Source organism: Myxococcus vastator (genome assembly GCF_010894475.1).
Lineage (GTDB): Bacteria > Myxococcota > Myxococcia > Myxococcales > Myxococcaceae > Myxococcus > Myxococcus vastator.
This window is the reverse complement of the sequence record NZ_JAAIYB010000163.1, coordinates 1-16424: the sequence shown is the minus strand read 5'-3', so window position 1 is coordinate 16424 and position 16424 is coordinate 1. Positions and strand designations below refer to the sequence as shown.

Annotated in this window: 14 protein-coding genes; 5 read left to right on the top strand and 9 right to left on the bottom strand. The window is 70.1% G+C overall.

The window, feature by feature from the left end; translation table 11 throughout:
* Positions 1-58 precede the first annotated feature (58 nt).
* The 4 genes from G4D87_RS17735 to G4D87_RS17720 form a co-directional block, all read right to left on the bottom strand.
* Positions 59-1252 (bottom strand): M48 family metalloprotease, encoded by a 1194-nt coding sequence (locus G4D87_RS17735; protein ID WP_163783249.1) that lies wholly within the window; start codon positions 1250-1252, stop codon positions 59-61.
* Positions 1253-1310: 58 nt separating this feature from the next.
* The gene (locus G4D87_RS17730) at positions 1311-2423 is read right to left on the bottom strand and encodes a tetratricopeptide repeat protein (protein WP_176412848.1); all 1113 of its coding nucleotides are present in this window, start codon (positions 2421-2423) and stop codon (positions 1311-1313) included.
* A 278-nt stretch (positions 2424-2701) separates the two neighbouring features.
* Positions 2702-3817: an ArsA family ATPase gene (locus G4D87_RS17725; RefSeq protein WP_163783247.1), complete on the bottom strand. Its 1116-nt coding sequence runs from the start codon at positions 3815-3817 to the stop codon at positions 2702-2704.
* A complete protein-coding gene (locus G4D87_RS17720; protein WP_163783246.1) occupies positions 3814-4728 on the bottom strand; it encodes an ArsA family ATPase in 915 nt (304 codons plus the stop codon). Before G4D87_RS17720 ends, G4D87_RS17725 begins: the two co-directional genes overlap by 4 nt.
* Positions 4729-4896: 168 nt before the next feature.
* On the opposite strand from G4D87_RS17720, the gene G4D87_RS17715 reads away from it, so the two are divergent.
* Positions 4897-5202, top strand: coding sequence for a hypothetical protein (locus G4D87_RS17715; RefSeq protein ID WP_163783245.1), 306 nt, complete (start codon positions 4897-4899; stop codon positions 5200-5202).
* 24 nt (positions 5203-5226) lie between these two features.
* Complete coding sequence (locus G4D87_RS17710; RefSeq protein ID WP_163783244.1) at positions 5227-6027, top strand: ParA family protein; 801 nt, start codon at positions 5227-5229, stop codon at positions 6025-6027.
* Positions 6028-6037: 10 nt separating this feature from the next.
* Here the strand turns inward: G4D87_RS17710 and G4D87_RS17705 are convergent, their stop codons facing one another.
* On the bottom strand, positions 6038-6724 hold the full coding sequence (locus tag G4D87_RS17705) for a polyhydroxyalkanoate synthesis regulator DNA-binding domain-containing protein (RefSeq protein ID WP_163783243.1): 687 nt from the start codon (positions 6722-6724) through the stop codon (positions 6038-6040).
* Between the two features lie 167 nt (positions 6725-6891).
* Between G4D87_RS17705 and G4D87_RS38910 the strand changes: the two genes are divergently transcribed.
* A complete protein-coding gene (locus G4D87_RS38910) occupies positions 6892-9234 on the top strand; it encodes a zinc-ribbon domain-containing protein (protein WP_205507625.1) in 2343 nt (780 codons plus the stop codon).
* 6 nt (positions 9235-9240) lie between these two features.
* Positions 9241-10047, top strand: coding sequence for a hypothetical protein (locus G4D87_RS17690; RefSeq protein ID WP_163783242.1), 807 nt, complete (start codon positions 9241-9243; stop codon positions 10045-10047).
* Positions 10048-10076: 29 nt separating this feature from the next.
* On the opposite strand, the gene G4D87_RS17685 is transcribed toward G4D87_RS17690, so the two are convergent.
* Positions 10077-10304, bottom strand: coding sequence for a twin-arginine translocase TatA/TatE family subunit (locus tag G4D87_RS17685; protein WP_043611634.1), 228 nt, complete (start codon positions 10302-10304; stop codon positions 10077-10079).
* A 112-nt stretch (positions 10305-10416) separates the two neighbouring features.
* On the opposite strand from G4D87_RS17685, the gene G4D87_RS17680 reads away from it, so the two are divergent.
* Positions 10417-11142, top strand: coding sequence for a glycerophosphodiester phosphodiesterase (locus tag G4D87_RS17680; RefSeq protein WP_163783241.1), 726 nt, complete (start codon positions 10417-10419; stop codon positions 11140-11142).
* Between the two features lie 3 nt (positions 11143-11145).
* Here the strand turns inward: G4D87_RS17680 and G4D87_RS17675 are convergent, their stop codons facing one another.
* From G4D87_RS17675 to G4D87_RS17665, 3 genes are all read right to left on the bottom strand, one after another.
* Complete coding sequence (locus G4D87_RS17675; RefSeq protein ID WP_205507624.1) at positions 11146-12042, bottom strand: hypothetical protein; 897 nt, start codon at positions 12040-12042, stop codon at positions 11146-11148.
* A gap of 158 nt (positions 12043-12200) precedes the next feature.
* Positions 12201-15425 (bottom strand): MXAN_5808 family serine peptidase, encoded by a 3225-nt coding sequence (locus tag G4D87_RS17670; protein ID WP_163783239.1) that lies wholly within the window; start codon positions 15423-15425, stop codon positions 12201-12203.
* A gap of 212 nt (positions 15426-15637) precedes the next feature.
* On the bottom strand, positions 15638-16424 hold a 787-nt coding region (locus G4D87_RS17665; RefSeq protein WP_240358362.1), incomplete at its 5' end, for an EI24 domain-containing protein.

The window sequence follows — 16424 nt, the reverse complement described above, 5'->3', positions numbered from 1 at the left end:
GCGCTGGGACGAGGCGTGGCCGGAAGAGGAGGGGAGCGCCCACCTGTCGACCGCTGTCTCAGGGCGTGGGGAGCGAGGCAATCCGTTCGCCGATGGGCGGATGGCTCATGCCCTTGAGGACGACCCAGCGGGGGGGCGCGGGGTCCATCTTGTTGACGCGCGCGGCCTTCACCAGCATGCGCCGGAAGGCGTCCACGTCACCCGTGAGCCGCAGGGCATAGCGGTCCGCCTCGCGCTCCCGTTCCCGGGAGAAGGCGCCCGAGATGGGCCTGGCCGTCAGCACGAGGAGGAAGAAGACCAGGGAGATGAGGGGCAGGTTGCGGATGTCCGCGAAGTGGGGGGCGCCGAACCAGCCCCGCGACGCGGACAGGCGCAAGAGGCGGTCGAGCGCGAAGAGCAGGGCCACCAGCACCAGCGACGAGGCGATGCGGGCGGGCCACTTCGACTCGTTCACATGGCCTGCTTCGTGGGCCACCGCGGCCAGCACTTCGTCCTCGGAGAGCTCCTTGAGGATGATGTCGTTGAGGACGATGGTGCGCGTGGGGCCCTGCCCGGCGAAGTAGGCCTGCAGCCGGCGCGAGGAGACGGAGGTCTCCTCCACGAGGACGTCGGCGAAGGCGATGTCCGCCTGCTCCATGAGGGCCACGATGCGGGTGCGCAGGGGGCCTTCGGGCAGCGGCTTCTGGTCGAAGAAGAGCCGGCTGCGGTACGGGTCCAGTGCCCCGGAGACGAGGAGCAGCAGGGCCACGGGCACGCCCAGCACCAGCCACCATTGGCGCAGCCTGCGCGCCAGGCCGAACATGCCGATGACGAGCGCGGAGATGGCGAAGGACGCCAGCAGCTGGGCCTTCACCATGTCGTAGGCGAAGGTGGCGGGCGTCTGCGTGGACATGCCGTGCCGGTGCTCCAGCGTGTAGCTGAACCAGACGTCCACGGGCAGGTAGATGAGCGACACGACCAGGTCTGTGAAGAGGGCGAAGAGCACCGCCGCGCCCCAGCCGGGCTCGCCCCACAGCCTGTCCATGGCGCGAAAGAAGGCGCGGGTGACTGGCGCCGTCCGGAGGAAGCCGAGCCGCCGTTCCAGGCCTGCGGCGGCCGCCACGGCCAGGCGGTGGAGGGGTTGGACGAGCACGCCCAACATGAGCAGCATCAGGGCCAGGTTGGCGAAAGGCCCCACCGCGGCCCGGATGTAATAGGGCCGGTGGAAGGCGTGAATCTCCGCCAGTTGCTCGGGCGTGAAGAGGGGCTCCATGGAAGCCCCAGGCTACGCCGTGCGCCCCGGGCCTGCCCAGCCAGGGGCGCTACCACGCTCAGGTATGGGGCTCGGCCTCGGAGGATGGCGCCGTCGACGCGGGCTCGCCCTCCGCGTCCGCAAGCAGCAGGGCCTTCACCTTGGCCAGGCTCTCACGCGTGCGGTCCACGAAGGTGCTCTGCGAGCCGATGCGCTCGGCCGTCTCCAACGTGCGCTCGTAGATGTTGATGGACTTGGTGAGCAGCACCCGAATCTTCTTCCGCAGCTCCTGCCGGTAGATTTGGGCTTCGCTGGCATCCAGCTCCGCGGGGGCGGGCGAGTTCACCATGTGCTCGTAGAGGTTCTCGTACAGCGAACCAATCTGCGTGCCCGCGGCGGTGGCCCAGTAGCCGTTGCCCACGCGGATGGAGCGCAGGTAGTGGCCCTGCGCGGACAGGAGCAGCTCGGCTTTGTAGTTGAGGTCCTGGGCGAGCGTGTCCGCGCCCTTCGCCGGGTCCAGCTTCACGCCGTCGTAGTGGAGTCGGTACAGCTCGCCGATGAAGAAGTGGGCCTGGGCGGGGAAGTAGTCATCCACCTCGCCCTTGTCCTCCAGGGCATCATAGGTGGAGAGCGCCTTGCGCAGGGTGACCTCGGCGGTCTCCGGCGAGCCGCTCTCCAACTGGCAGATGCCCTGCTGCACCTGCGCCTCGAGGCGGCGGTTGAGGGGGAGGTCCTCGCGCGCGACGATGATGCCCAGCAGCTTCGCGGCCTGTTCGTAGCGCTCCAGGTGGTAGTCCACCTCCGCCACGCGGAAGGCCGCGTCCAACGCGTCACCCTGGCCCTTGGCCGGGTCCGACAATTCGGAGAAGCGGTGGCCGGCTTCCTCCCACTCCTTGAGGCGCTGGTGGGCCAGGCCCGCGTTGTAGAGCGCCGCGCGGCGGTGGCGGCTGTCAGGGAAGAAGTCCACGAGCCGGCCGAAGTAGCGGGCCGCCTGCTGGAAGTCGTTCGCGGCGAAGGCCGACGTGCCGCCCGCGAAGAGCTCTTCGTCGTTGAGCTTGTCCAGCTCCAGGTCCGCCGTCACCGTCACCGCGTCGAAGTGGAGCTCCTGCTTGGGCGCCTTCGCCTGTGGCTCCTCCCGCGCGGCGGAGCCCGTCGTCCGGCACCCGGATACGACAAGGCCCAGCGCGGCCATCCACCACCACCGGCTGACAGGCTTCTGCTTCAGCGCTCTCCCGTTCACCACATCCTCCTCCTGGACCGGCTCCCCCTCCCGGACAGCGCCGGGCACCGCGGGGTTCCCACCCCCGTCACCGGGCACGCCAGCTTAATGCGCCGGACCCGTGCGCGCTTCCCCGGCCGCCTGCTTCCCGAGGACGACTGGACTGAAGAAGTGCGGCGGTTTCGCACAAGCACCGTGCGAAACAGGGAAACGCGGCGGCGGGGCCGAAGCATGGGGGCCCCTGGCCGGGGTCAGCCGAGTGTCTCGTCGCCCACCAGGTAGCGTCCGGTACGCCACAGGGCGGAGATATCGTGCACATCCATCGCGAAGCGGGGCACCTGGATGATGGGGACCCCCGGACAGGCGGCCTGGAGCTGGGCGATGCCGGTGTGGTCCTGCTCGGCCATGATGTGCTGCTCGCGCAGCGTCTCTTCCACCTTGGCGCGGCGGCTGGGCGTCAGCGTGGCCGCGTCCGCCCACAGCGCCTCCGTGGGCATGGGGTGCACGCGGTTGACCACCAGCGACACCACCTCCATGCGGTGCTGCTTGAGCATCTTGTGGAAGTGGATGGCCTCGTCCATGCGCTCGGGGTGGGGGCTCGTCACCAGCACGAAGCCGGTGCTCGGGTCCTCCAGCAGCTGGCGCACGCCCCGGGCGCGCTCGCGAAAGCCCTCGTTGAGCGAGGAGATGGCGAGCATGAAGTTGGAGAGCTCCTGGAGCATCTCCGTGCCGGTGAACCTGGCCAGGCCCCGCATGACGTAGCCGCCGCGATTGAACAGGGACATCCCCAGCTTGCCGGCCTTGAGCGCCGGGGTGAGGAGCCACTTCGCCGCGTCGTTGTCCAGGAAGTCCAGGACCCGGTTGGGCGCGTCCAGGAAGTCCAGCGCGTGCGCGGTGGGCGGCGTGTCCAGGACGATGAGCTCGTAGTTGCTGCTGCGGCGCAGCTCCCACAGCTTCTCCATGGAGATGTATTCCTGGCTTCCCGCCAGGGCCGTGGAGAGCGACTGGTAGAAGCGGTTGGACAGGATGCGCTCGCGCTGCTCGGGCGAGGCGACGCGGGTGATGAGCTCGTCCCACGTCTGCTTCATGTCCAGCATCATCGCGTACAGCGGCGCGCGGGGATGCACGCCCAGTGGCTCCAGCGCGGTGGCGGGGACGGGCGTCTCCGCGTTGCCCAGCGCCGTGAGTCCCAGCGAGTTGGCCAGCCGCCGCGCCGGGTCGATGGTGCACACCAGGCTGGAGCGCCCATCCACCGACGCGCGCAGGGCCAGGGCGGCCGCCGCCGTCGTCTTGCCCACGCCGCCGGAGCCCACGCAGATGAGGACGCGCTTGCCCGCCAGCGCGGGCGACAGGGCCGTCGTGCTCACGCCGCCCCCGTCACGAGAGGTTCAAGGTGCTCCATGACCTGTTCAATCGCCTTGCGCCCGAACTCGGGCGTGAAGAGCCGGGGGACGGGGTAGACGGGCGCATGCAGGTTGCGCTCCAGCTTCGTCCCGGCGAGCACCGCCTGCGCCGCGCGGTCGTGGTGCGCCTGGGCCACGGCGAGCAGCTCCGGATGGCCCCCCAGGGCCTCCAGGTCCGCTTCGGTGAAGCGCTCCGGGAAGGACTGGTTGAGCACCGCCGCGTGCGTGCGCAGGCTCACCTTGTCCCGCAGCGCCGCGTGCAACTCCAGCGCCTCGTTCACCGGCATCTCCTCGGGGAGCGCCACCAGCACGGCGGCCGTCACCGCCGGGTCCACCAGGAGGTCGCGCATCTTCTGGGCCTCGCGGGCCATGGGCCCCGGCGGCACCGTCTGAATCAGCACCTGCGGCACGCTGAGGAAGGAGATGGCGTGGCCGGTGGCCGGCGCGTCCATGATGACGGTGTCGAACCGCCAGCGCCCGTCCGGGAGCTTCTCCTGCAGGTGGAACATGATTTTCCCCAGCAGCACCAGCTCCTGCAGGGACGGGATGAAGCGGAGGAACTGGCGCACCAGCCGGTTCTCGAAGACCGTCTTGTAGAAGGTCTCGAAGCGGAGGACCATGAGGCCGTACTCGCGCATGGCCTCCTGGGGCCGCACGTTGACGGCCCAGAGGTTCTGCTCCAACTGGGCCACTTCGGGCCCGGCTTCGGGGCGCTCCAGGAAGCGGCTGACGCGCTCCTGGGTGTTCACTTCGCACACCAGGGTGCGCTTGCCCGCACGCGCCGAGCGCAGGGCCAGCGCCGCCGCGACGGTGCTCTTGCCGACTCCGCCCTTGCCGGAGACGATCCACAGGCGCTTGTCGAGTAGTCCGGCCATAGAGTGAGAGCGGCGAACCGTAGGAATCGTGTTCACGGGAGTCAACGCGTTTGGCCTCGGCTTGTTGCGCTGCTTGACACGTCGCGTTGCCCCCTCGCAGAGTGCGGCGTTTTCTTCAAGACTTCCAGACGGCCCGGCAGGGCTTTGCTCGCGAGGACGCGTGTTTTCATGCTCAAGAACAACCCGGTGATGAAGAAGCTCGTGGAGACGGGCGAGGAGCGCATCGGCAAGCTGGCGCAGCAGCTGCTGTCGAACGAGAAGTTCGTGTCGGCGGTGCAGACGCTGGTGTCGCGCTCCCTGGCGGCGAAGGGCACCCTGGACAGCGCGCTGCGCACGGCCCTGTCCGCCGCGAACCTGCCGTCCACCGCGGACCTGGAGCAGCTTCGTTCGAAGGTGGACGACCTGGAGCGGCTGCTCTCGTCCGTCGAGGGCAAGCTCGACACGCTGCTGGCGGCGAAGTCCCCGAAGAAGTAGTCGGCGGGGGAGGAGTGCCCAGGCATGAGGCGCATCGCGTTCATCAATGAGAAGGGCGGCACCTGCAAGACGACGCTTGCGGTGAACACCGCCGCCTGGCTGGCCAAGGAGCGCGGCCTGCGGGTGCTGCTGGTGGACCTGGACACGCAGGGCCACGCGGGCAAGGCCCTGGGCGTGGACGTGCGCACCTTGCCGCGCAACGTGTTCCACCTGCTGACGGACGCGTCGGTGCGCTTCGAGGACGTCGTCCAGCGCTCGGCCCTCGAGGGCCTGGACGTGCTGCCCGCCTACAAGGAGATGGCGGACTTCCCCGTCGTGGTGGCCGCGGATGAGCGCCGGGCCCACCGGCTGGCGGACCGCCTGCGCGCGGCGGACGCGGCGGGCTATGACGCCATCGTCTTCGACGCGCCGCCCTCCATGGGGACCACCACTCGCAACATCCTGGTGGCCGCCACCGAGGTGGTGGTGCCGGTGGCGCTGACGTACCTGGCGCTGGACGGCTGCGCGGAGGTGGCGGACACCGTGCGTCAGGTGGGCGAGGCGGAGGGGCGGCCGGACCTTCGCGTCACGAAGGTGGTGCCCACGCTGTACCGGAAGACGGCGCTGGCCACGGCGATTCTGGAGCGCCTGAAGGCCTACTTCCCGGACGCGCTGGCGGCCACGCCGCTGGGCTACGACGTGAAGGTCGACGAGGCCCAGAGCCACGGGCAGACCATCTGGGAGTACGCGCCGCGCAGCCGGGGCGCACAGATGCTGGCCGCCATCGCCGCGGAGCTGCACGGAGAGCCCGCCCCCAAGCGGAGGCGGGCCTCACAGAAGGCCTGAAGCCGCGCGGCTACTCCTGCTTCGGCGGGCTCTTCTGCTGCTCGGCCTGCTCCAGCTTCTTCTCCAGCTCCTCGAGTCGCTGGGTGAGCGAAGCCATGTCGCGGCCCAGCGCGGGCAGGTTGCCGGTGAGGTTCTCCACGACGTGCTTCACGCGCTCGTCGATTCGCCGCTGCCACTCCTCGAAGGCGCGCTGGCTGGCCTTGAGCAGGTCGGCCGGGCTGAGCCCTGCTGCTGCCGCGGCGGCGGCGGCGTCCGCGGTGGTGGTGTCCTCGGTGGCGGCGGCGGGGGCCTCGGGCTCACCCTCTGCCCGGGGGGCGTTCTCGTCCCGGCGCAGGAGCTTGTCGAGTCGGGACTCGGCCTCCTCGCGGATGGAGGCGACTCGCGGGGAGACCTCCTTCTGGATGAACCCGGAGATGGACTCGCCGGGGTGGCGGATGATTTCCCGCAGCACCGACAGCGGCATCTGGTTCTTCTTCTTCTCCTCTTCGAAGATGATCTGCGCGAGGGTGACGGAGGTCAGGTCCTCTTTGGTACGATTGTCGACAATCCGTACCTCGGTGCCCTCCTTAATCATCGCTGCGATCTCATCAAGGGTGACGTACCGGCTCTCCACGGTGTCGTAGAGCTTCCGGTTCGTGTACCGCTTGATGATCTTCGGCTCCTTGCTGGGAGCGCCTGCTTGCTCAGCCTCGCTCATGTGTCTCTCCGCCCCTTTTTGGGCTCGACATCAAGCCACGTGCCCCGCCTGAGTCTCGCAGGGGCGTTTCTCGTAGCAGAGGGGGTGGGGGCGAGCAAGCAACGTGAACCCGGCTCGCCGTGTCTACCCCGTCGTCCTATACTCGTGCTTCCAGCCGGGCCTGCTGAATGATCGTCAAGTGTGAGCGGTGCCAGACGCGGTTCAAGATCCCCGACGAGAAGGTGACCGAGAAGGGGGTCAAGGTCCGCTGCACCAAATGCCAGAACACGTTCCGGGTCACCCGCGAGGCCGCTGCCGGCCCTCCGGGCGAGCCGCCAGCCCCCTCCTCGGGCGGGCAGGTGGACCCTTTCGCTCAATTTGGGGTCGCTCCAGACCCCACGTCCGTGGACGTCACCAAGCCGGGCTACTTCGAGCTGGGAGTCGAGGCGAGCAGGCCGATGCCTGCACGTCCCACGCCCCCCGCGTCGAACTGGAACAGCATGGACGGGGACCTGGGCTCGGAAGACGGCGTCTTCCGGGAGCCCACGCGAATCACGTCGCTGCCGCTGCCTCCCGCCGCGCGTCCACCCGAAGCGTCGGTGGGTCGCGCGCCACCGCCGGGCGCCTTCGTGGTTCCAGGTCCTGAGCGTCCGGGGCGCCCACCCGCGGCGGTGCCCGCGCCCCCCGGTTCGGGGAGCGCACCTGCGCGAGCGGCGGGGGCCCGAGGTGCGGGTGGCCCCGCTGGCAGGGAGGACCGCTCCGTGCCTCCCGTCCCCGAGCCCGCCGGGGCCCCCGTGTCCCCGGCGAGTGCTCGCCGTAACGCCGCGCCGCCGCCGGTGGCCGACCCGTTCTCGGAGCTCCTGGGGCCGTCTTCGCCTGCCCAGCCGTCAGCGCCCGCGAAGGCGCTCGGCCGAAGCGCGGTGACGCCGCTTCCGGTGGGCGCGCCCGCGGGGGCCACGGCGCTCGGGACGGTGCGCCCGGGCGCTGCGCCCCCCGCTTACGGTGGGGACGACCCCTTCGCGTCCATCGACATCGATGATGTGGCGGCGATGCCGTCGCCGGCCACGGGCGCGCCGCCACCGGTGGAGAACGACCCGTTCGCGTCCATCGACATCGACGATGCGACGGTTCCGTCCGCGGCACCCGGGCTGCCTCGGCCCGTGGGCAGCGACCCATTCGCATCCATCGACATTCATGCCGCGGGGCCCGCGAAGTCCGGGGCACCTTCAGCGGGGAGTGGTCCTCTCGCAGCGGTCGACATTCATGGCGCGGGGCCCGCGAAGTCCGCGGCGCCTTCAGCGGGAAGTGGTCCTCTCGCGGCGGTCGACCTCCACGCCTCGGGGCCCGCGAAGCCTTCCAAGGCCGCATCGCCTTCTGTCGGGAGTGGTCCTCTCGGGGCGGTCGACATCCATGCGTCGTCGCCTGCTGCCGCGGGCAGTAACGACCCCTTCGCCGCCATGGACCTGCGGGCACCTGCCGCGTCGACTCGGAAGGCAGCTCCAGCGCCGGTTGGGAGCGACCCGTTCGCGTCCATCGACCTCCACGCCGACGCGCCCGCCGCGTCCGGCGGCGGGCTTGTTCCAGGCGGGAGTGACCCGTTCGCGTCCGTCGACCTCCACGCCGACGCGCCCGCCGCGATGCCGCCCTCCGCGAATCCCCGGGACTTGTTCGACCTGGGCTCGGACGTGGGCGGGCAGGGCGAGGATTCTGGCTTGCTGCCCACGGACACGGGCCGCGCCGCGCTGTTCGGGACCTCCGACGCCTCCGATGCTTCGCTGCTTGGCGATGTCCCCCCCACCCTGGATGACGCGGAGGCCTTTGGCGTCACCCTGGGCCGGGTCGGGGCATCCAGCGGCGTCCAGCGCGAGGTGCTGGACATGGACGGGCTGCCGGCGAAGCCCGTGGTCACCGTGGCCAAGCCCACCGCGCGTCCCGAGGACGTGGGCATCCCGCTGAGCCGCCCGTCGAGCCGGCTTCGCAAGGCGCTGGGCGTCACGGTCAACTTCGTGTTGGCCGCGGCCCTGGTGGCCGTGCTGGGCACGGTCGGCCGGGTGTATCTGAGCGAGGGCCGCCTGGACGTGTCGGCCCTGTCGCTGGACGCCCTGCGCGCGCTCTTCGTGCCCGCGCCGAAGCCGCTCGTGGCCGTGGATGTGACGAACGGGCTGTACGAGACGCGCGAGGGCCCCTCGCTCTTCTACGTCCGAGGGGACGCGGCGAACCATTCGGACACCGCCGCCCGCATCCGCGTGCGCGCCGCGCTGTACGACGGCAGCCAGCGCGTGGCCTCCGCGGAGGCGCTCGTGGGCGGGGTGCCCACGCCCGAGGAGCTCTACGGCGTGGGCTCGCTCGACGCGGCGGTGGCCCTGCGCCAGCGCGTCGACGAGGCCGCCGTCTCCGTGGCGCCCGGCGCCAAGGCCCCCTTCGTCGTCATCTTCCCCGAGCACCCCTCGGACCCGGGGGGCTACCGGCTGGAGGTGACACTGGAGCCCGAGCGCTCCAAGACGGCGGAGGCCGGCCCCCGGACGGAGTGAGCCACCATGCCCACGCAGGAGGATGCACGGACTGTCGCGCGCTTCATCCACGCCTTGAGCGGCGGGGCGGAGGTCCGTCGCAAGGCCGCCGCGCGTGAGCTCGCCTGGAGGGATCCGCTCGACTCCAACGAGCTGGTGGGCCACCTCATCGCCCTCTCGCGCGCGGGGTGGGGGCTTGCCTCCTGCGCGTTGTCGGACTTCATGGCCGCGCTGGCGCAGGAGGCCGAGCACATCCCCCACGTGGAGTCGCTGCGGCGGCTCGCGCACGTCCAGTCGCTCGACACCGTGGCGGACCTGTTCGCCCAAGGCCCCGCGAAGCTGGAGATGGACGCGGACGCCGCCGCCCGCGCGGACGCCAACGCCTTCTCTCAGTCGCTCGGGCACCTGAAGCAGCAGGCCCGCCTGACGCGGGATCCGGACACCCTGTCCCGCCTGGCCACCGTCAGCAATCCCACCGTCCTGCGCAACGTGCTCATCAACCCCCGGCTCACCGAGGAGCTGGTGGTCCGCATCGCCGCGCGCCGCCCGGCCCGGCCCGAGCCGCTCATCGAAATCTGGAAGTCACCGCGCTGGTCCGTGCGCCACGCCATCCGGCGCGCGCTCGTCTTCAACCCCTACCTGCCGCCGGAGACGGGCGCGAAAATCGTCCCGCTGCTCAACACGGCGGACTTGAGGGAGCTCGTCTCGAACGCCGCCCTGCATCCCGCTCTGCGGGCCCAGGCCTCCCGGCTGCTCGCCGAAGGCCATGGGGCAGGGCCCGCGCTGGGGCTCGCGCCCGCGTCACGCATCCCCGGACCTCGCGGGCACGACTGACGGGCCGCGAATCCTGGGGAGGGAGCGGCCTAACGGCGGCGCGGCTGCTCGGGCTCGGTGAACTCGGCGTCGGTGGTGCTGCGGCGGCCCGGAGGCAGCGGCTTCGCATCCACCAGGTCCTCGCCGCGCGACGCCTTGCGGAACGAATACACGAACTTGCCCACGGCATTGCCGAGCTGACCCATACGGGCGGCCGAGAAGACCACCAGCAGGATGAAGCCGAGGACGATGATTTCTCCGAGGCCGAGGCCCAGCATGATGAGGGCACAGTGCAGCAAAGGGCGTGGGGAGGCAAGCCATGCGTCCACCGCCGCACGCCCGGTTGGACTTCTGATGCACGGCGGCGGCCACCCGCGCAGACTGGAGGGCATGCTCCTGCTTGCCCACCGCGGCGCCAGCGCCGACGCCCCCGAGAACACCCTGGAAGCCTTCGCCGAGGCGGCCCGCCAAGGCGCGGATGGTGTGGAACTGGACGCCATGCGCTGCGGCTCGGGTGAAGTCGTCGTCTGTCACGACGAGCGCCTGGAGCGGCTCGCGCGGTTGCCGTGGGAGGTTCGCCTCACCCCGTGGTGGAAGCTCCAGCGGGCCGACGTCGGCTCGCCGCTGGGATTCGCGCCCGCCCGCATCCCGCTGCTGGAAGAGGTGCTGGAGGCCCTGCCGCCGCAGTTCCTGGTCAACATCGAGCTCAAGTGCGAGCGCGCCGATGACGGCGGCCTGGCCGAGCAGGTGGCGCGGCTGGTGCGCCGGCGCGGGCTGTCGGGCCGGGCCGTCATCTCCAGCTTCAACCCGCTGTGTCTCTTCCGCCTGGCGGCCGCGGCGCCGGAGTTGCGCCGGGGGCTGCTCATCGACCCGGACAAGTCCTGGGCCCTGCAGGCCTACGGCGTGAGCCCGCTCGTGTCATCACACTCGGTCCACCCCTTCCACGAGGCCTGCACCCCGGAGCGGGTGGCCGCCTGGCGCGCGGCCGGGATGAGCGTGGCGGCGTGGACGGTGGACGACCCCCAGCGCGCCCAGGTCCTGGAGCGGATGGGGGTCAGCTACCTCATCACCAACCGGCCGGGGGCGGTCCGTCAGGCCCTGCGCCCCGCCGCGTAGCGCTCAGAAGTCCAGGCCGAGCGTGGTGTTGAAGGCGAAGACGGCCGGCAGGCCCCGGTCCACGGTGCCGCCGTTCTCCTCGTAGGAGACGCTGCCCGTGCGCGTCAGCGACAGCTCCGCGCCCAGCTGCAGCACGCCGCCGATGAAGCGCACGCCGCCGTAGATGCGCTGGTTGATGTTGCTGCCGAAGGACACCTTCCGGTACGCGGCCGTGTCGACCAGCGCTTCACGCGAGTCGTCACCCGTCGAGTCGTCGAAGCTGCGGTCCGGGTTGAAGTCGATGCGGCTGGACGTCGCGCCGACGAAGCCCAAATCCAGGCCGCCGTAGGGCGTCAGCGTCACCATGCCGCCCAGCGGGAACTGCTTGCCCACGCCGAAGTCCAGGCCCATGACGGTGAGGCCCAGATCCCGGGCGCCGAACAGCTTCGTCACGTGGCCGCGCACGCCGAAGTCGGGCAGGTAGGTGAAGCCCTCGTTGGCGGCCCACTTCAGCTCGCCGGTGGCCACCACCTGGCTGCTCTTCTCCACCCAGCCCACGCGTCCGCCCAGCTCCAGCGAGAAGGGCAGGCCCTTGCGCGCGTGGAAGGAGGGGATGAGCACCGTGGAGGGCTGGTCGTTCTGCGTGGGGATGTTCACGCTGCCGGGCAGCGACACCACGGAGAGCTCCGCGTTGACGGCCCAGGCCGAGTGGCCCGTCGTCTCCGGGGGCATCAGGTTCACGGAGGTGATGGCCGCGCCCATGATTCGGGCGAAGGCCTGGAAATCCGCGTCGGCGGACGCCACGGGGTTGTCGCCCGTGGGGTTGCCGAACCGCGCGATCTGCAGGTCATTGGGCGCTGCGACAACGGACGCGCCTGACGCCCAGGCCGCGAGGGCCACCCACCGACTGAACGTCCGCATTCGAGTCACCGCCTCCAGGGCGCGCGACCGGCCGGTAAGGCGCCCACCGCGCCGGACGCTAACGCCTGCCCGCGACGAGCGTCAACAAAACGGGCGGCCTCTCCCGCGGGAAAGGCCGCCCGGAAGGAGGCGGCGCGCCACAGGTGGGCGCGGAGCGCCTACTGCGGCTGCGGCTTGTTGGAGGGGCTGCCGGTGGGCGTGGCCATCTTCTGGGCGACCTCGGCCGGGCGGCGGCGGATGACCAGCGTGCGGCGGCTGGCGAAGTCGTTGTCCTCGCGCGCCACCACCAGCACGTTGTTGTTGCCCTCCTTCAGCGCGAACTCGGTGGAGAACTTCAGCGTGTTCGGCTCGGCGCCCTTGGGGTCCACGCCCTTGAAGTAGACCTTCTGGTCATTCACCAGCACGTAGACGTCCAGCAGCCCGTGGGGGTCCGTCACCACGCCGGAGAGCGTGAACTTGTCCCCGTTGGCCACCAGGCCGCCAGCGGCCGGATCCACGTCCAGGCGGATGTCGGGCGGGCGGTGGTTGGTGACCAGGGTGGCCTTCGGCGCGGTGGCCTTGCCCGTCCTCAGCTCCTTCGCGTCCTGGCTGCGCACGAAGGCGAAGCGGTCCTTCTCCAGCGCCACGCGGTAATAGCCCTTGGTGACCGCCTCGGCGGGCAGCACCGTCGTCCCGCTCAGCTTCGCCACCGAGCGCGCGCCCTGCGCGGGGGCGCCATACAGGTCCACCTTGTCGCCCAGCCGGACGAAGCCCTTCTTCGGCTCCATCGTGGCGACCGCGGCGTCGGTGACGGGCAGCTCCAGCTTCTCCATCACGAACTCCTCGAGCGGCTCGTCGATGATGGCCAGCTTCAGCGGGAAGGTGTTGCCCTTGAAGCCCTTCTTCACCTCCAGCTGGAAGCGCGCCGTCTTCGTCTCACCGGGCTTCAGCTCGCCCAGCTTGAAGCGGCCCTTCTCGATGAAGACGTTGGCGTCTCCGCCATTCTTGATTTGCGTGAACGAGTCGAGCGCCGTGCCGGTGCCCGCGTTCGTCACGTCCAGCAGCACGGCGACCGACTCCCCGCGCTGCACGGTGCCGTCGCCGTTGCAGGCGGCGCAGTCGTCGATGACCTGCCAGTTGAAGGCAAAGGCGGGGCGGGGCAGCTCCACGAAGTTGAGCTCGGCCACCCGCGTCTCCGGCAGGGCGCCGTGGTCATCGAAGAAGCGCACCGTCACGTCGTCGCGGCGGCTGGTGAGGTCCTTGGGCAGGCGCACCTTCACCTTCCACGTCTTCTTCTCACCCGGAGCCAGCGCGCCGAAGAGGAACTCGCGGCGGTCCAGGAAGGCGTTGTCGCTCTCCGTCCAGGCGCGCACGCGCTTGAGCGGCTCGGTGCCGCGGTTCTCCGCGGTCAGCGCCATCTCCATCACCTCGCCCGCGGCAATCTTCGCGTCCGGGCCCGGCGTCAGCGACACGGCCATCTGCACGTTCTTCGGCGTGGGGCCCGCGCTCCAGTCCACGCCCAGCGCGGCGATGGCGGCGTTGATGCGGGCCTCTTCCTCGGCGCGCTTCTGGTGGATGAACGCCTTGCCCTGCTTGAGCTGCTCCTTGCGCGTGGTGGCCGGAGCGCGCAGCACGAAGTCGCGGGCGAACTTGACCTCGAAGTCCTCCTTGATCTCCTCCTGGGACTCGGCGTCGAGCTGGTCGTCCAGGTCCTCGCCCATGCCGGCCACGTCCACGTCCAGCAGCGGGTCCTTCTCCCCGTGCTTCTTGTCGTTGGTGGCCGTCTTCGGCGCGCCCTTGCTCTCGTCCTTCTTGGCGGCGGCCTGGGCCTGCTTCTCGTCCACCTTCAGGTACTTGAGGCTCTCCAGCGGCTTCTCGCGGTTGAGCACGTCCTCGCGCTTCTTGGCGACGGTGCTGGAGTCCGGGTTGCCGAAGTGCTGGTCCAGGTCGGCCTCGCCCATGGAGCGGCGCGGCGCGAACACGTCCACGCGCTCGTCGGTGGCACGGGTGGGGACCAGCTGGATGTCCGGGACGATGCCGACCTCCTGGATGGAGACGTCGCCCGGCGTGAGGTACTTGGCGATGGTCAGCTTCAGCGCGCTGTCATCCGGGAAGTCGTACAGCACCTGCACGCTGCCCTTGCCGAACGTCTGGCGGCCGATGATGGTCGCGCGGTCGAGGTTCTTCAGCGCGCCGGCGACGATTTCGGACGCGGAGGCGCTGCCGGCGTTGACCAGCACGGCGATGGGGTAGCTGTCCTCGCCGTCCATGGCGCGCGCGCGCTTCTCCTCGCGCAGCTTGTCGGACAGGCCCACCGTCGCGACGATGGTGCCGCTGGACAGGAACGTGTCGGACACCTGGATGGCCTGCTCCAGGAGGCCGCCCGGGTTGCCGCGCATGTCGAGCACCAGGCCCTTGAAGCCGCCCTTCGCGTCCGCCTGCTTGCGCAGCTGCGTCAGCGCCGCCTCGAGGTCGCGGGTGGTGTTGCCCTGGAAGTTCTTCAGGCGGATGTAGCCCACGTTGTTGGAGAGCATCTTGTGCTGCACGCTCTCGATGGAAATCATGGCGCGCGAGAGCGTCATGATGCGGGCCTTGTCCCAGCCGTCGCGCTCCACGGTAATCGTGATGCGGCTGTCCACCGGGCCGCGCAGCTTCGACACGGCCTCGTTGAGGTCCATGTTGACGGTGGACTCCTCGCCAATCTTCTTGATGCGGTCATCCTTCTGGATGCCGGCGCGGTGCGCGGGCGTCTTCGGAATCACCTTGACCACGGTGAGGTTGCCCTCGCGCATCTGGATGACGAAGCCCAGGCCGCCGAACTCACCCTTGGTGGACAGCTTCATCTCCCGGTACAGCTCCGGGCGCAGCAGCACCGAGTGCGGATCCAACGTGGACAGCATGCCGTTGACGGCCGCGTACTCCACGTCGCGCGTGTCCTCGATGGGCCGCATGTTCTTCGACAGGAAGTCGAAGACGTCCTTGAGCGCGAAGGACATCTTCCACAGCGAGTCCACGTGGGCGATGTCGAACTCGCGCTGCTTGCCGTTCACGTTGACGTTGAGCTTGCCCGTCTCCGCGTTGCCATCCACGAGCACGTCGGGGACGCTCTTCTCGACGTACTCCAGCGAGGCGATCATCATCTCCTTCGGCCTCACCCGCTTCGGGTCGACGTAGTTCTCCTTCACGTACAGGATGACCTTCGTCAGGACGCGCAGGCTGTTGAGGTCGTGCGGGGCCTTCTCGCCTTTGGCGGCGGGAAGACTGCCGTTCCACGAGCCTGGCCCGGCCTCGGCTGCACCCATGGTCAGCGGCAAGGGGGCCCGGTCACTGCCCACCAGGGCCCAGGCGCCGAGGAGCACGGCAACGGCTGTGATGCGGCGGAAGAAACGCGGCATTTGGTTCATCCAAGCTGGGGCGCTGTCCGGCACCCCGGGTGTGGCGAGAAGCCTTGAGATTTCGACCGGTTATACCGAGTAGGCGAACACTGTAAGCGGCCGGGCAAGCCTAATCACGGGCTCCAGGTGCTTCAAGGCATCGCCTCTCTGCTGGTGAAGCAGAACGTCCCTGGTGGGCATTGCGTTCCCGGTACCCCCGTTTGGACACCCGGCTCGGACGTTTATTTCAACGCAGCGGTAGTGGACGCTCCAGGAGGGGGCGCCAGCAGCCGGGCCTCGCGCAGCCCGCCATAGAGCAGGGTGCCGGCGACGATGGCCACGGGCAGGAAGAAGGCGTTGAGGATGGGGATCCAGAGCAGCACGTAGATGCCCGCGCCCAGGCCCAGGCACAGCGCCCGGCGCTCGCGCAGCATCCGGCGCACCTCGGCGAAGGGGTACTGGTGACGCGTCATGGGGGCGGCCAGGTGCTCACCCGCCATCCACGTCATGGTGTACAGGCTGGCGAGGACCGTCCACAGCACGCTGCCCACCCCCGGTATCAAGTGGAGGGGCAGGAGCACGGCCAGGCCCGCGAGGAGGAAGAACAGCCGCGCGAGCGTATGGGTGATGCCGGTGACGAGCCCCCGGAGGAAACCCGCCACGGAGAAGGATGCGCCCGGGCCGCCGCCCCAGGCCTCTTCGGTCAGCTCGGACAGGGGGTCCTGGAGCGGAGCCAGCAGCAGCGGCGGCAGCACGTTGGCGCCCACGACCCAGAGCACCAGGCCGGACAACACCAGGACCGTGGTCCACGCGGCCCGGCCGTACCAGCTCTCCGGGCGGGTCCAGACGGATTCCAGGGCGCCGGGGGCGTAGCGCCACAACAGCCAGACGAGCCCCACCAGGGCGGCGGCGGTGACGGCGGCACAGAGGGCGGACAGGAGGAACAGCCGGCGGTCGCGCAGGATGAGGGAGACGGCCCGGCCGAGGAGGCCCATCCCCTGGAAGAAATCCGACAGGCGGGGTTGGGGA

Excerpts from the sequence above, each read along its gene's own strand:
- G4D87_RS17735 (WP_163783249.1), bottom strand. The coding sequence starts at position 1,252 with ATGGAGCCCCTCTTCACGCCCGAGCAACTGGCGGAGATTCACGCCTTC.
- G4D87_RS17730 (WP_176412848.1), bottom strand. The coding sequence starts at position 2,423 with ATGGCCGCGCTGGGCCTTGTCGTATCCGGGTGCCGGACGACGGGCTCC.
- G4D87_RS17720 (WP_163783246.1), bottom strand. The coding sequence starts at position 4,728 with ATGGCCGGACTACTCGACAAGCGCCTGTGGATCGTCTCCGGCAAGGGC.
- G4D87_RS17715 (WP_163783245.1), top strand. The coding sequence starts at position 4,897 with ATGCTCAAGAACAACCCGGTGATGAAGAAGCTCGTGGAGACGGGCGAG.
- G4D87_RS17710 (WP_163783244.1), top strand. The coding sequence starts at position 5,227 with ATGAGGCGCATCGCGTTCATCAATGAGAAGGGCGGCACCTGCAAGACG.
- G4D87_RS17705 (WP_163783243.1), bottom strand. The coding sequence starts at position 6,724 with ATGAGCGAGGCTGAGCAAGCAGGCGCTCCCAGCAAGGAGCCGAAGATC.
- G4D87_RS38910 (WP_205507625.1), top strand. The coding sequence starts at position 6,892 with ATGATCGTCAAGTGTGAGCGGTGCCAGACGCGGTTCAAGATCCCCGAC.
- G4D87_RS17690 (WP_163783242.1), top strand. The coding sequence starts at position 9,241 with ATGCCCACGCAGGAGGATGCACGGACTGTCGCGCGCTTCATCCACGCC.
- G4D87_RS17685 (WP_043611634.1), bottom strand. The coding sequence starts at position 10,304 with ATGCTGGGCCTCGGCCTCGGAGAAATCATCGTCCTCGGCTTCATCCTG.
- G4D87_RS17680 (WP_163783241.1), top strand. The coding sequence starts at position 10,417 with ATGCTCCTGCTTGCCCACCGCGGCGCCAGCGCCGACGCCCCCGAGAAC.
- G4D87_RS17675 (WP_205507624.1), bottom strand. The coding sequence starts at position 12,042 with ATGCGGACGTTCAGTCGGTGGGTGGCCCTCGCGGCCTGGGCGTCAGGC.
- G4D87_RS17670 (WP_163783239.1), bottom strand. The coding sequence starts at position 15,425 with ATGAACCAAATGCCGCGTTTCTTCCGCCGCATCACAGCCGTTGCCGTG.